This is a genomic window from Dactylosporangium sp. McL0621 (assembly GCF_049995355.1).
In the GTDB taxonomy this organism is placed as follows: Bacteria; Actinomycetota; Actinomycetes; order Mycobacteriales; family Micromonosporaceae; genus Dactylosporangium.
Window position 1 is genome coordinate 4,893,862 of the sequence record NZ_CP188259.1, and the last position, 13,891, is coordinate 4,907,752.

Annotated in this window: 10 protein-coding genes and 2 pseudogenes; 6 read left to right on the forward strand and 6 right to left on the reverse strand. The window is 69.3% G+C overall.

Translation table 11 applies throughout. The features are described from left to right. Positions 1-452: 452 nt before the first annotated feature. Positions 453-1,097, reverse strand: coding sequence for a hypothetical protein (locus ACPPVO_RS23580; protein WP_426513334.1), 645 nt, complete (start codon positions 1,095-1,097; stop codon positions 453-455). A gap of 191 nt (positions 1,098-1,288) precedes the next feature. Here ACPPVO_RS23580 and ACPPVO_RS23585 point away from each other — a divergent pair, with 191 nt between their 5' ends. Both ACPPVO_RS23585 and ACPPVO_RS23590 read left to right on the forward strand, forming a co-directional pair. Next, positions 1,289-2,536 carry a sensor histidine kinase gene (locus ACPPVO_RS23585; protein WP_426514679.1) on the forward strand — a complete coding sequence of 416 codons (1,248 nt, stop codon included), beginning with the start codon at positions 1,289-1,291 and terminating at the stop codon, positions 2,534-2,536. After that, positions 2,533-3,192: a response regulator gene (locus ACPPVO_RS23590; RefSeq protein WP_426513335.1), complete on the forward strand. Its 660-nt coding sequence runs from the start codon at positions 2,533-2,535 to the stop codon at positions 3,190-3,192. The genes ACPPVO_RS23585 and ACPPVO_RS23590 overlap by 4 nt, the downstream gene beginning before the upstream one ends. 83 nt (positions 3,193-3,275) lie before the next feature. Here ACPPVO_RS23590 and ACPPVO_RS23595 read toward each other — a convergent pair whose 3' ends face one another. Then, entirely contained in the window at positions 3,276-3,521 is a 246-nt protein-coding gene (locus ACPPVO_RS23595) for a trehalase-like domain-containing protein (RefSeq protein WP_426513336.1), read from the reverse strand. 37 nt (positions 3,522-3,558) lie between these two features. On the opposite strand from ACPPVO_RS23595, the gene ACPPVO_RS23600 reads away from it, so the two are divergent. The 3 genes from ACPPVO_RS23600 to ACPPVO_RS23610 all read left to right on the forward strand — a co-directional run bounded on the left by ACPPVO_RS23600 (position 3,559) and on the right by ACPPVO_RS23610 (position 6,327). Beyond that, a complete protein-coding gene (locus ACPPVO_RS23600) occupies positions 3,559-3,846 on the forward strand; it encodes a hypothetical protein (RefSeq protein ID WP_426513337.1) in 288 nt (95 codons plus the stop codon). A 34-nt stretch (positions 3,847-3,880) separates the two neighbouring features. Then, positions 3,881-5,296, forward strand: a complete 1,416-nt coding sequence (locus ACPPVO_RS23605; protein ID WP_426513338.1) for a glutamate decarboxylase — start codon at positions 3,881-3,883, stop codon at positions 5,294-5,296. Between the two features lie 197 nt (positions 5,297-5,493). Next, positions 5,494-6,327 carry a class II glutamine amidotransferase gene (locus ACPPVO_RS23610; RefSeq protein WP_426513339.1) on the forward strand — a complete coding sequence of 278 codons (834 nt, stop codon included), beginning with the start codon at positions 5,494-5,496 and terminating at the stop codon, positions 6,325-6,327. A gap of 328 nt (positions 6,328-6,655) precedes the next feature. On the opposite strand, the gene ACPPVO_RS23615 is transcribed toward ACPPVO_RS23610, so the two are convergent. Beyond that, a complete protein-coding gene (locus ACPPVO_RS23615) occupies positions 6,656-7,519 on the reverse strand; it encodes an expansin EXLX1 family cellulose-binding protein (RefSeq protein ID WP_426513340.1) in 864 nt (287 codons plus the stop codon). Between the two features lie 342 nt (positions 7,520-7,861). Continuing rightward, positions 7,862-8,104: pseudogene (locus ACPPVO_RS23620) on the reverse strand (ricin-type beta-trefoil lectin domain protein); the annotation flags it as partial. A gap of 144 nt (positions 8,105-8,248) precedes the next feature. Between ACPPVO_RS23620 and ACPPVO_RS23625 the strand changes: the two are divergent. Then, positions 8,249-8,797, forward strand: a pseudogene (locus tag ACPPVO_RS23625) (ABC transporter permease); the annotation flags it as partial. A 470-nt stretch (positions 8,798-9,267) separates the two neighbouring features. Here ACPPVO_RS23625 and ACPPVO_RS23630 read toward each other — a convergent pair. Both ACPPVO_RS23630 and ACPPVO_RS23635 read right to left on the reverse strand, forming a co-directional pair. After that, positions 9,268-11,256, reverse strand: a complete 1,989-nt coding sequence (locus tag ACPPVO_RS23630) for an alpha-L-fucosidase (RefSeq protein WP_426513341.1) — start codon at positions 11,254-11,256, stop codon at positions 9,268-9,270. 1,069 nt (positions 11,257-12,325) lie between these two features. Further along, entirely contained in the window at positions 12,326-13,750 is a 1,425-nt protein-coding gene (locus ACPPVO_RS23635; protein ID WP_426513342.1) for a carotenoid oxygenase family protein, read from the reverse strand. Positions 13,751-13,891 lie beyond the last annotated feature (141 nt).

Genomic DNA, 13,891 nt, shown 5'->3' on the forward strand with positions numbered 1-13,891 from the left:
CTGATTGTGACGAAGACGTCGGGGATCTGCGCTGCCAGCCGTCGGCTTCCCGGCGTGGGCTGAGACCTGGACGCACACCTCGACGGACACCGTAGAGGACGTCGCGTACGCGCTCGGCCTCATCGGCATCTTGTGCGCGAGTCGCACCGCTCGTCATGACGGTCGACGGCGACGGACAGCGACCTGACGTCCTGGCTCAGGCTGGGCCGGCGCCTCGCAGCGTGATCAACAGGTGCCCGATCTCACGAACACGAACACCGGCGGCAGCCACGTTACGAAGAGACCTACCCGCGCACATCAGGTGGTCGTGTCCCTATCAGCGGTCCGTCGGCGCCACCCGGCCCGGCGACAACAGCCCCCGGATCATGCACACGACAGGGGCGGTAAGTCATACCAGGCCAGGCGACCGGGCATCCCCAGGTCGGGGACAAGGAAAGGTAACGGGGGGCAAATCATCCCGCGGCGCTGACCGCCGCCTGCTCGACCCTGGTGGGGGTACGTTCCGGCCGACCCCGCACGGCGAAGGTGCCGATCGCGAACAGCGTCGCGAAGAAGAGGCTGTCGGGCAGGAGGAACCAGGCCCCCGGGAGCCCGGCAGCGCCGACAAGGCACGAGGCGATCAACGCGACACCGATCCACCACGGCAGCGTCCGGGCCCTGAGCACGGCGACGCCGAGGCAGATCGAGCCGACGACCAGCGCCAGGAGCGCGACACCCTCGAAGGCCGCGAAGCCCGACGGTCCCTGTGCGGGGATGCCGCCGTGGTCGACCAGGTACGGCTTGATGAACGCCTCGGTCGTGCCCTCGCCGACGTTGAGCATCACCAGCGCCGCCAATATGCCGACATAGCCGACGATGTGCAGCCTCGGCGCGCGCCCCGCGAAGGTCAGGATCACCGGCAGCCCCAGCGCGATGATGACGTTCCCGACCAGCGCGATTCCCTCGAACAGGGGCCAGAGCTGGTAGCGGAACACCTCGTCGCCGCTGCCCGGCGCGAGCAGATTGGCGGCGAGGTAGCCGACCGTCGCGACGATCGTGCCGACGATGAGCGCCCATCCGGCAAGGCGCGTCACGTTCACGGTCATGGTCTCCTCCATGGGTTGCAGCGTCATGCGCTGTGAGTGGTACCGCCCGTCGGCGGCGTGCCTTCAGCATTGGCCCGTCGGACCCGTGGCGTCGTCATGCTGGGGTCGGCACCGGCTCGTGCCCGGGTCGCGAACAGGGCTGCCGGAATTGCGACCTGCGGATGACGCCGCGCAGGTGCGCCCGCCGGTAACTTGCGGGTGTGATGCAGTTGACGGCACCGGATCAGGCGCAGGCGCGGGGCCGATCGCGGGTGCGGGTGGAGTCGGAGACGCGTGCCTGGCTGCGGCGCCGGCCGGCGGGCCTGCTGCCAGACGCGCTGTTCGCGGTTGCGGTCGCCGCCTTCGCCCAGGTCAATCTCGTGTTCCAGCTCGACAACTCGACCCCGTACGGCCCGCTGCCGGCCGTGGTCGCTTCCACGCTGGTGGCGACATCGGTGTTGGCGCTGCGCCGGGTGACGCCGCTGGCCACCGCCGTGATCGTCGCGGTCGCGATCGCCGGCCCGATGCTGGCAACGCCGCTGACGGTCACGCTGTGGGGCGACTTCCTGCCGATCCTGGTCGCCACCTATTCGGTGGCCCGGCACAGCGAGCGCGCGCGGGCCTTCATCGGCGTGGCGGCGGTCGTGGCCGGCTTGGTCGTCGTGTTCCTGCGCAACCCGGAGTCCGCCACCGCCGGCAACTTCCCGTTCGTAGCGGTGCCGGTGGCGGCCTGCCTGGTCGCCGGTCGGGTGCTGCGCGCCCGCGCCCGCAGCCAGTCCGACGACCGCGCCCGGGCCCAGCAACTCGAGGCCGAGCGCGAGGAGGCGATCCGGGCCGCGCTGGCCGAGGAGCGCGCCCGCATCGCGCGCGAGTTGCACGACATCGTGGCCCACTGCGTCAGCGTCATGGTGGTCCAGGCCGGCGCCGCCGAGGATCTGCTCGACCGCGACCCGCAGAAGGCGCGCGCGCCGCTGCAGTCAGTCCAGGAAACCGGACGCCAGGCAGTTGGCGAGCTCGGGCGGATGCTCGGCCTGCTGCGCGGGCAACGGGCTCAGCTCGCACTCAAGCCGCAGCCGGGCACGGCGGACCTGGCCGAACTGGTCGGCCACATGGCCGAGATCGGTCTGCCGGTCGAGCTCACCGTGGAGGGTCCGGGCCGCCCGCTGCCACCCGGCGTGGATCTGACCGTCTACCGGGTCGTGCAGGAGGCGCTCACCAACGCGCTCAAGCACGCGGCGCCGACCGTCGCGCACGTCAGGTTGTACTACGACGATCAGTCCGTACGGGTGAGTGTTCGCGACGCCGGGCGGACGGGCGGGTCGGGCGGAGCCGATGCGAACCGGGTCGGGCACGGCCTCATCGGGATGCACGAACGGGTCGGGCTCTACGGCGGCTCGCTTGAGACAGCGGGCGCGCCCGGGGGTGGCTTCACCGTGACGGCGCGGCTGCCGCTCGAGGCGGATCAGCGATGATCCGGGTCCTGCTTGTCGACGACCAGGCCCTCGTGCGCGGTGGCTTCCGCTCCATTCTGGACGGTCAGGACGATATCGAGGTGGTTGGCGAGGCGGCTGACGGCGCGGAGGCCATCGACCGGACGCTTACGCTACTGCCCGACGTGATCCTCATGGACATCCGCATGCCGCGCCTGGACGGCATCGAGGCGACGCGCCGCCTACTCGACGGCGGCCGCTGCCCGGCGCGCGTACTCATCCTCACGACGTTCGATGAGGACGAGTACGTCTATCAGGCGCTGCGTGCCGGGGCGAGCGGCTTCCTGCTCAAAAGCGCGCCGCCGCGCGAGTTGGCCGGGGCCGTCCGTACCGTCGCCGCGGGCGAGGCACTGCTGGCATCGGAGATCACCCGGCGGATGATCGAGGAGTACGTCCGGCGCCCGCGGCCGGGCTCCGGCCGGCCGGCCGAGCTCGAGACGCTGACCCGGCGCGAACTTGAGGTGCTGGGGCTCATCGCCCGCGGTCGCTCCAACGCCGAGATCGGCGCAGAGCTCTACCTGAGCGAGCCGACGGTCAAGACCCACGTCACCCGCATCCTTGCCAAGCTGGGCCTGCGTGACCGGGTCCAGGCCGTCGTCTTCGCCTACGAGTGCGGACTCGTCCAGCCCGGACACTGACCCACTGCATCCTCACCGGAACCCGCGGCCAGCCCAAAGGCTCGGTGACCCTCGGCGGCGAAGCCGGCACACCGCCTACGCCCTCACCGCCCGGCGCCCCGATCGAGGACCGCGCCGAAGACGCTGGGCGAGTCGAGCCGCGGCAGGCACAGCCACTCCACATTTCCGCCGGGCGCGACGAGTGCTGTCGTTTCGACAGTCGGACAGGAACCCGTACGACTCGATCGGCGGGAACGAAGACGCGCACATCCTGCAAGCGTTGCCCGGCCCGGCCCGGCCCGGCCCGGCCCGAGCCGATCCGTACCCTCTCGCCAGGATGAGGCGGGCACTGGGCATGATCACCGCGTGCGCGGGTAGGCCGCCGCCGTGACCAATGGACTGCTCGACGACCTCGACGGCAGGCTTGTCGATACGACCTACCTACACACGGTGTCGTGGTGGCAGGCGTTGCGGCAGTACAAGTGGGACGCGGCGACGCACGCGATCCACCGGGCCATCGGGATGGGTGCCGGCCGGATTATGGACCACCTGCTCGGGCCGGACCGCGACCGCCGCGACGACGACGACGGTATCCGCGCCGCGCACCGCATGTGGGCGCCGTCGGTGTGTACGACAACCCGAGGGCGCTGCGCGACGCGATCGACGTGGCACTGAAGCGAGAGCGCAGCAGCGGACAGGAGGTCAGGGCATGTCGTCACGCCCCGAGTATGACCGGGAGGCCCCGCGGCCGGAGCTCTCGGTGAACCCGCTGTTCACCAGGGAGCCGGTCCGGATCCCGCGGGACCGGTTCCCGCGCACCGAGCTCGATCCGCAGGTCGCCTACCAGTTGGTCCACGACGAACTGCTGCTCGACGGCAACCCGCGGCTCAATCTCGCCACGTTCGTCACCACCTGGATGGAGCCTGAGGCGACTCGGCTGGCGACCGAAAGCCTCACCAAGAACATGATCGACCGGGACGAGTACCCGCGTACCGCCGACCTCGAGACCCGTTGCGTGCGGATGCTGGCCGGGCTTTGGCACGCCCCTGACGCCGGGCAGGCGCCCGGGTGCTCGACGTCCGGTTCGAGCGAGGCGTGCATGCTCGGTGGGCTGGCCTTGAAGCGCCGCTGGCAGCACGCGCGCCAGGCCGCGGGACTGCCGACCGAGCGGCCGAACATCGTCATGGGGATCAACACCCAGGTCTGCTGGCAGAAGTTCGCCAACTACTGGGATGTGGAAGCTCGGCTGGTACCGATGGAGGGGGAACGGTTCCATCTGTCGGGGCCTGCGACGGTGGAGCACTGTGACGAGAACACGATCGGCGTGGTGGCCATTCTGGGTTCCACGTTCGACGGCAGCTACGAGCCGGTCGCGGACATCTGCGCCGCCTTGGACGAGTTGCACGGGCGCACCGGATGGGACATCCCCGTACATGTCGACGCGGCGTCCGGCGGGATGATCGCGCCGTTCTGCGACCCGGACCTGGACTGGGATTTCCGGCTGCCCAGGGTCGCCTCGATCAACGCGTCCGGGCACAAGTACGGCCTCGTTTGCCCGGGCCTCGGCTGGGTGGTCTGGCGCGCCGCCGCCGCATTGCCGGAGGATCTGGTGTTCCGGGTCAACTACCTGGGTGGCGAGATGCCGACGTTCGCGCTTACGTTCTCCCGTCCTGGCTCGCAGGTCGTCGCGCAGTACTACAACTTCCTGCGCCTCGGCTTCGACGGGTATCGCAGGGTGCAGCTCTACAGCCGGGAGGTCGCGCAGGCCCTGGCGGACCAGATCGCCGAACTGGGGCCGTTCCGGGTGCTCACCAGGGGCGACGAGTTGCCGGTGCTGGCGGTCACGCTGCGCGAGGACATCACCGCGTACAGCGTGTTCGACGTCTCGTTGGAGCTTCGCAAGAGCGGCTGGATCGTCCCGGCGTACACGTTCCCCGAGCACCGCACCGACCTGGCGGTGCTGCGTATCGTGGTGCGCAACGGGTTCAGCCATGATCTGGCCGGCCTGCTGCTGAGCGACCTGCGCCGGGCGCTGAGCCGGCTGGAACGGCAGGCCGCCCCGGTCCACGGCCCGGAGTCGGTGTCGTTCGCGCACGGCGCCGGCCGCCTCACCGATCGCGGATGACCACCAGCGGCCGCCCGGCCTCGCGGATCAACGTTCTCGAGGTCGGACTACGCCGGCGTATCGTTGCGATCCACAGGGTCGAACCGCATCAACGTCCCACAGCCGTCTCATCCCACGAATCCTCCGCCGGGCGGGACGGGGCGGTGCGGTGCCGAGACAGACTCGTGTCGTACGGACGGTGATGGGCGGAGGCGGCGATGTGTCGGTGGCTCGCGTACTCGGGCTCGCCACTTCTGCTCGAGGAGATGCTCTACAAGCCGGAACATTCGCTGATCGACCAGAGCCGCCACGCCCGCCTCGGCGTGGACACCACCAACGGCGACGGGTTCGGCGTCGGCTGGTACGGCGTGGGCGATGTCCCCGGGCTGCTTAGGTCCGTCAGCCCGGCGTGGAGCGACCGTAACCTCCGCGAGCTGGCCGCCCATGTCAGCTCGCCGCTGTTCCTGGCGCACGTGCGCTCCTCGACCGGAACGGCGGTCCAGCAGACCAACTGCCACCCGTTCCGGTACGAGCGGTGGCTCTGGATGCACAACGGCTCCATCGCCCGGTTCGCCACGTTGAGACGCGACCTCATGCTGGCCGTCGACCCCGAGTTCTTCCCCGCGATCGAAGGGTCCACCGACTCCGAGCTGATGTTTCTCCTGGCGCTCACCTTCGGCCTGCGCGACGACCCACCCGGCGCGGTGGCCCGCATGGTCGGGTTGGTCGAGGCCGTCGCGCGCCGGCACAACGTCGCGGACCCGGTACAGATGACCGTCGCCACGTCCGACGGATCGACGGTCTGGGCGTTCCGGTACTCCACGCGGCACGAATCCCGGTCGCTGTTCTACAGCACCGAGACCCGGTGCCTGCGCATGCTCCACCCGGAAATTCCCACGCTCCGGCTGGTATCGGACGGGTCCCGGCTGATCGTCTCCGAACCATTGGTCGACCTGCCGGGCGTCTGGAACGAGATGCCGGAATCGACGTGCAGCGTGATCGCGGACGGACAGGACGTGATCCACGCCTTCCGGCCGGAGCCGCCGAGATGACGTCGGCAACGGGGTGTAGGCGGTCGGGTTCTCCGCGGCCATCCGCAGTACCAGGTCGCGGAGTTGCGAAGACCGGCTGCGGCAGCGGCTGTCGGGATCCGCGTTGCGCCGGTGGTTGCACAACGGTGTGTCAGTGGGCGCTGGCCCGCCGGTTGGGCGATCGTCGTTGCCGCCGGGGTCCTGGGGACGAAGACGCCGACATTGCCGATCTTCCCGGTGAAGCGTACCGAGGCGACCAGCCGGTTCATCGTCAGGTTGGGGTGTTGGGTTGCAGTTCCTGCTCCCGGCAGCGGCCGCCCGGCAGCGGCCGCGCGGTATGCGGGGTGGGTCAGTGCTGGGCGAACTGGACCCGGGTCGGTTCCATGACATCCGCCGACAGGGCGATCCCGTTGACGGTCAGCTGTTCTCCGTAGATGTCGGTGACCCTGATCGCGCCGCCACACCCGTCACCGTTCGGGGAAAGGAAGTAGTTGTAGTCGGCACGGGTGAGTTGGCGCCAGCCACCGCCGCTGCGGATCTCCAGCCGCGCCACCGGATTGCGGTGGTTGATCACCTGGATCCCGCACCACCATTGGGAGGACCCGGCCTTGTACCGGATCGAGATCGAATCGGACATGCCGGGACTGAGCAGCTTCCACGTGATCGGTACCTCGCCGAGCTTGGGGTCGGCGAGCTTGGCGAACGCCTGCGGGCTCAGGTCGATCTGCCCGGGCGCGCAGGGCAGCGGGCACAGGTTGGTGATCCGGACGGTGACCGAGGCCCCACTGGCCACGCGCACCTGCACGTACGCCCCGCACGCCTTGGACGACTCGTAGTCGGTCTCGTTCATCGCCCCGATCATGAGGTCGCCGGCGGGGCCGAAGAGGCAGGCGCCGTTGCCGTCGCCGGCGTCGTAGAAGGTGGCTTTTCCGCGGTACGTGACGTCGGGTCGGATGCGTCCGGCCAGCTGGGCGTTGCCCGGCTTCGGCGGCGGGGTGCCCGTGGCCGACGGCCGTGCCGCCGCGGCGGTCGAACGGGACGCGGCGCTCGGCGACGCCGCCCCGGCCGGGGATTGCGCCCCGGTTGCGGATTCGGCCCCGGGCGGGACGCTCGCCTGCATGCTGTCGGCGGACGCGGGCGCGGCGTGCCCGGCCTGGGTCGGCTGGCCGCACCCGGCCGCCGCCGCCAGGATGCCCGCCGACACGGCGCTCACGAACGCACAGCGCCACCGGCCACGCGGATGCAGAGGGGCCATATCAATGTTCTCCTTCAACCACGCCAGTCGTCCCGACGATCTTCAGTGGTCTGGCAGACCGGAAAGGTTGCTCGCCACACGGAGAACTTCAGGGCGAGTAGGTCGTGGGTGCCGACCGCGCCGTTGAGGTGACGATGTCGGTGGCGGGTTGGCGCCGGTCTGGTTGCCGATGAAGCCGAAGGTGACGGTGTTGCCGCCGTTGGCGGCGAGGCAGCTCGTCGGCGTCCGATGTGCGGGGTCGACGGCGGGCGGCCGGTCGGGCCGCCCGCGTACAACGGCGATCTGGCGTCAGGTGCGCTGGCTCCATTGCTGGTTGGTGCCGCCGTTGCAGTCCCAGGTCACGACGGCGGTGCCGTTGCTGGTGCCCTGGCCGTAGGCGTCGAGGCACTTGTTGCCGTACACCTGCAATTGTTTGCCGGTGGTGTAGGTGAAGCGTTGGTTGGTGCCGCCGTTGCAGTCCCAAAGCTGGGCCTGGATGCCGTTGGTGGTGGCGGCGCCGTTGATGTCGACGCAGCGGCCGGACTGGCCACCGACGATCATGACGTTGCTCTGGCTGGCGCCGCCGGGCCGGCGGTACAGGCCGAGTTCGGCGACTGCAGGTGCGGCGCGGGAGCCGGTGACGCGCAGCCGTACCCGGCTGGTGGAGATGGGGGAGGCGAGGCGGATCAGCCGTTTGGCGCCGATGGTGGTGTCAACGGGCATCCGACGACCGTGTACACGCGGTTCCGGGACTCCGAGGTCGAGGCGGTCCGCGAGGTGCTTGCCGCGACCGCCAACCCGCAGGCGCCCAACGAAGTGAAGGTGTCCCGCCCGTCCGACGCGCTGACCGCGCGGCAGGCCACGAACAAGGCGTTCACGGGGCTGCTGCTCGGCCTCGGCACGGTGGCCCTGCTCGTCGGCGGCGTCGGCGTGGCGAACACGATGGTCATCTCGGTGCTCGAACGCCGCGCCGAGATCGGCCTGCGCCGCTCGCTCGGCGCGACCCGCAGGCAGATCCGGGTGCAGTTTCTCGCCGAGTCGCTGCTGCTGTCGGCGCTGGGCGGGATCGGCGGAGTGGCACTCGGCCTCGCCTTCACCGCCGGGTATGCCACGATCCAGTCGTGGTCACCGGTGGTACCCGCCTGGGCGAGCGGCGGCGGGGTTGCGGCCACGCTGCTGGTCGGCGCGGTGGCCGGCTTGTACCCGGCGATCCGGGCAGCCCGGCTGGCGCCGACCGAGGCGCTGGCTACACGGTAGTTTGCGGCGCGGGCGTGTCCGGCACAGCCGGACACGCCGACACCCGTCGATCTCCTGGGTGAGGAGCCGGAGGGTCTCACCTCCCGGCCCTACACCCGGCTGCGTTTCCGCGGATCGGTGTGAGGGTCGCCGCCTTCCAGAGCTGCTGCGATAAGCCCTTTGATCACAGCATGGCGTCCGCGTCAGCCATCGCTCAGGGCCAGGTCTGACGGGCACAACGCGGGTCGGACGGATTCGGCTGCGACGTGACGTGGGGGCTCATCGCGGTGACGCCCGCCGGTACGGCAAGCGCTGCCAGCGGAGGAACATCTGCGGTGCATCGAGGCCTCCAGGCGTGACACGCCGGAGTCTCCGGAAGGCCCGGCGTCTCGGCTTGGGGCGGGTGGCGGCGCGCGGTGCGAGGCGACCGCGCGCCGCACGGGTCGATAGCGCGGGCGTGAGCCGCGCTACACGAGCGGATCCAGGCCCGGTCAGATCGCCGTGATGGTCCACTGGTTGTTGGTGCTGTTGTTCGGCACCCACATGCAGCAGGTGGAGCCGGCGGTGCTGTTGCCCATGCCGTCCAGGGCGGTGCCGGTGCCGCGGTTGATGATCTGGTAGCGGCCATTGCCGACGTTGTTGAGACGCCATTGCTGGTTGTTGCCGCCGTTCCAGGGGGCTTGCCTGCCGTTGGCGCCGTTGGTGGTGTCGCCCCAGCTGTCGGCGACCATGCCGTTGGTGCGGTTGACGATGCGGTACCAGCCGCCGCCGAGGTCGACGAACTGCCATTGCAGGTTGGTGCTGCCGTCGTAGTTCCACTGCTTGAGCACCGAGCCGTAGCCGACGTTGCCGCCGCCGTCCAGGACAAGGCCGGTCGTCGCGTTGGCGATCTTTGACCAGCCCGTCGGGACCGGGCCGGCGTTCAGGGAGGGGATCTGGCCGGAGAAGGTCAGCTTCACCACGTACGCCGGCGCGTTGAACGGGGCACCGGACGAGGGCATCGTGATGTGCAGGCCGGACGCGTCCTGAGCCGGCCTGGGCAGGTCGACGTAGCTGCCGGCGGTGGAGTTCAGCAGCCGGGCCGACGTCAGGGTGCCGAGGTTGATCCGGTTGGAGTTCAGCGTCGCGACGTCGAGGGTGCTGCCGGGCCAGCCCAGCACGGTGGCGTACAGCACGGTGTTGTCCTTGCTGCGGGTGAATCGGATGTCGCGGTTGGTGCCCGCCTGCGGTCCGGAGAACGAACCGCCGCCCATCTGGGTCGGGCCCTCGCCGAAGACGGTCCAGGCGCGGGTCGCGTAGATCGACTCGCCGAAGCGTTTGAGGTAGTCGCCCATGGCTAGCAGGATCGTGCGCTGCCCATCGGGGATCGTGCCGTCGGCCATCGGGGCGATGTTGAGCAGCATGTTGCCGTTCTTGCTGACCCGGTCGATCAGCGAGTGCAGCATCTGCGGCAGCGAGTAGTAGCCGATACCGACCGTGTAACACCAGCTCGAGCTCGAGACGCTGTCGTCGGTCAGCCAGTACGGGTTCAGCATGCCGGCCGGCCCGCCGCGCTCGATGTCGAAGACCTCGCCGTTGGTGTTGAAGCCGTCCTTGTAGGTGGCCACGACGTCCTTGTTCCAGGCCACCGCGCGGTTGTAGTAATACGACAGAAAGTTCAGCCGGTACGACTCCGGGATCGCCGAAAGGCCGCCGTCCTGCCAGATGAGGTCGGGCTGGTAGCCGTCGATGACCTCGCGCAGCTTGTCGTACCACAGCTGCTGCTCCGTCGCCGCGTCGAGCTGGCCGTACAGCTTCTTCAGACTCGTCGTGGACTGGGGCGGCACGGCGCTGTAGTAACCGCCGAAATTGAACTCGTGGTGCAGCGACACCATGAACTTCAGGCCCTTGGCCCGGATCGCGGCCGCGTGCAGCCCGACCAGGTCGAGCCTTGGCCCACGGGCCACCGAGTTCCACTCGTTCACGGTGCTGTTCCACATCGAGAACCCGTCGTGGTGCTCGGCCACCGGACCGGCGAACTTGGCACCCGCATCAGCGAACAGCTGAGCCCACTCGTTCGGGTCGAAGTTGCCGCCCGCGGACTTCAGCCTCGGGGCGAACTGCGCCCAGTTGCCGGCCTTGTCGTAGGCGCCGTTGATGAAGTTGTGGTACGGCCACACCGACGGATCGCCGTAAACCGCCTTGTGGTGGTTGTTCTCGACGGAGCCGTTGATGTACATGCTGCGCGGGTACCACTCGTTGGAGAACGCCGGGACGCTGAACACGCCCCAGTGGTAGTAGATGCCGAACTTGGCGTCCTGAAACCACTCCGGCGCCGGCGGATGTTGATCGACCGACGACCAGCTCGCGGTGTAGCTGCCCGGACCGGCGGTGGCCTCGGCGACGCCGAATCGCGACAAGCCGGTGACCGCGGCGGCCCCGGTGATCCCAGCGGTCGTGAGCAGTCGACGACGACTGATCCGGAATGAGGATGAAGACATGGCACGACCCTTCGAGACAGGACACGGCCGGACTCACCGCCACCACCGCCGGCGGGGTCTCGGTCCGTGATGCGGGCTTCGTAGCTGGTTTGAGCTGCCGTTGGCCTTGCTGATCGACTACCCCAGGCCGGGGTGTGCGCGGGTCGACCGGTGGCGGTCCGGTGTCGATCACATGTGGATGTGAGCGCTCACAGTCGACGGCCGGGAGCCCGGGGGTGATCCGCCGAAAGCAGCTTACGTATTACGTATCACGTCTGGTGACGCTGCCACATCGCTCCCGCTCATTCAAGAGACAGGCGTCAACGTTCGGCGGCCGATCCGATCGCGGTAACCGCCCTGCACCGGGCTGACGCGGCCGGGCTGCCTGGTTCATGACCTGGCGGGACCGCCGAGAAGCCGGGCGTGGGCCAGCCGGCTGAAACTTTCATTCGCCAATCCCGACTCGCTCTCGAACCGTTTCGCAGCGCGTCCGGTGCCCGGTTGCCCGGTTGCCCGGTGCCGCCCCGGCGCTCCTGTCGACCTCGGCGAGGGGCCGGGGTGCACGGCGGCGGCGGCGCCTGGACTAGCGGAGACGGCCGGGGCTAGCCCCGTGTTCCGCACATGGACGTGGTTGAGGCGGCGTGGCGGATTGGTCACTGCCGGTGCGGGGCGTCCAGCCATTCGAATGCTATTGCTGGCACCGTCATGGCGCTTCGGAATTGCAGCGGCGCAAATGGTGGCAGTCGGCTTGACGCGGCCAGCGCGCCGGTCCGGTCCGGGTCGGGTCGGACGCCACCTTGCTGGACAGGGTGACGATGCGCTGCCCGGCCGCACCGCTGCAGCTGGCCCTCTCGGCCGCAGCAGCTCGGACGCCGGGTCCGGACCTTTAGCCGGCAGTGCAGGGGCGGGTGGCGTGCAATCGCCGCGGGCGCGGACAGCGGTCATTTCCTTTACCACAGCCGGCTCGCCTTGATCGGTGACGTGGAGTCCGGGCCCTCGATGTGCCGAGTGGTGGCGCAGGTGCACGAGCGCGGATTCGACCAGGTGCCGTCGTTGAGGTCGAGCAGGTGATGGCCTACGACCGGGCAGTCTACGTCGGACGGGCCCGGGTGAATTGGCCGTGGAAGCCGTAAGGGATGGCGTGCGGAACGTCGCCGCGGGCCAATTCGGTGAACGAGCGGGCGTCGAGAACCAGCAGCGACGAGCGGCCGGCCGTGGCGTCCAGGACAACCGAAAGGACCACACCCTCATCTTCAGCGGACGAGCCGGGCGCGGCGATGAACACCGGCTCGCCGGGGAAGCAGCCGTCCTCCCGCCAGACGGTGACGGTGCGGTCGGTGACGTCGAGTTTGACCAGACGATCGAAGAAGTTCGAGGTGGCCTGGTCGGCGCCACACCCGTACGCGTAGCGGTAGGGGCGTCCGTTGTGGCGGCCGTAGTTGATCCGGGCCAGGTCCAGCGTCTGGTCGACGAGTGTGGCCACCTCGACCGTGCCGGCGTCCGGGTCGATGTGGTACCGCGTCGGTCGGCAAGGCGGCAGCACTTCGCCGTCGCGCAGCCGCTCGAGTCGGAATACGTCGACGATGCCGGCGTCGGGGTAGGCGCACAGATCCATGACGATGGCGTTGCCGTCCTCGTAGGCGTTGATGTGATGGAATGCGAACGCCGCCGGTGCCCGGCAGTCGGCGCGCAACGTTCCGCTGACCAGGTCGAGGACCACGATGCGCAGGCCCAGCTCCGGCCGCCACCGGTAGTTGTCGATGAACGGCCGGTTTCGCAGCAGGAACGACAGCGGGTTGACCACCAGGGGAAAGATCGCGAGGACCACGTGGTGCTCGGTGATAGCGAAGCTGTGCACGTACCCGGGCAGGTCGGCCGGGATCTCACCGACCACAGTGGGCGCGGCGTCGGCCGGGCCCTGCCGGTACACCACGTAGCGGCTGTGCCGGCCGAACTTGAGCATGTAGTTGACGAGATCCCTGGTACCGGGCGCGGCGTGCGGGTGCGCGGTGGTGACGAGGCCAGACGCCTCCGGGCCGTACCTGATCACGCCGACGGTGGCCAGTGTCTCGGGCTCGAACTGCACCGCGAGGTTGGTCTCACTGACCGCAAGGGATCGGCCGTTTACCTCGGTCACGTTCACGCACCCGTTCGCCGACGTGCCACGGGTGAACCGGGTGAAGAACCGCCCGAACAGCGACGCGCACGGGTCGGTAGCGAACTCCTGGTACCCGATGCGGCCCCGCTCGCGCAGCGATTGAACGTTGAGCGTGTCCAGCAGCCGGTTGGCGTACGACACGCCGCCGTCCGGGCCGCCGGTGAACTCGAACCGGTGCAGCATCGCCTGGCCGTCGAACCAGTGCCGGAAGGACTTGCCGGCATGGTCGAACATCGCCGGACCATTACGGATCAATGTACCCGCCAGCCATGACGGCAGCTCGCCACGCACCGGCAGGCGGTCGACAACGATCTCATCGTCCAGCGTCTTGAGGCCAAGCCGGTAGTCCCCGCTCATGAAGTGCATGCTAGGCGGTGGTCCCGGTGATGATCCCCAGCCGAACGGCCGTTTCGGCGTGGCCCGGACAACCACGCAGCGGCACATCCACCGCTCGGCATGTCCGGGAGTTGGGTGACCAAGCAACTGTGCCCTCCGTAG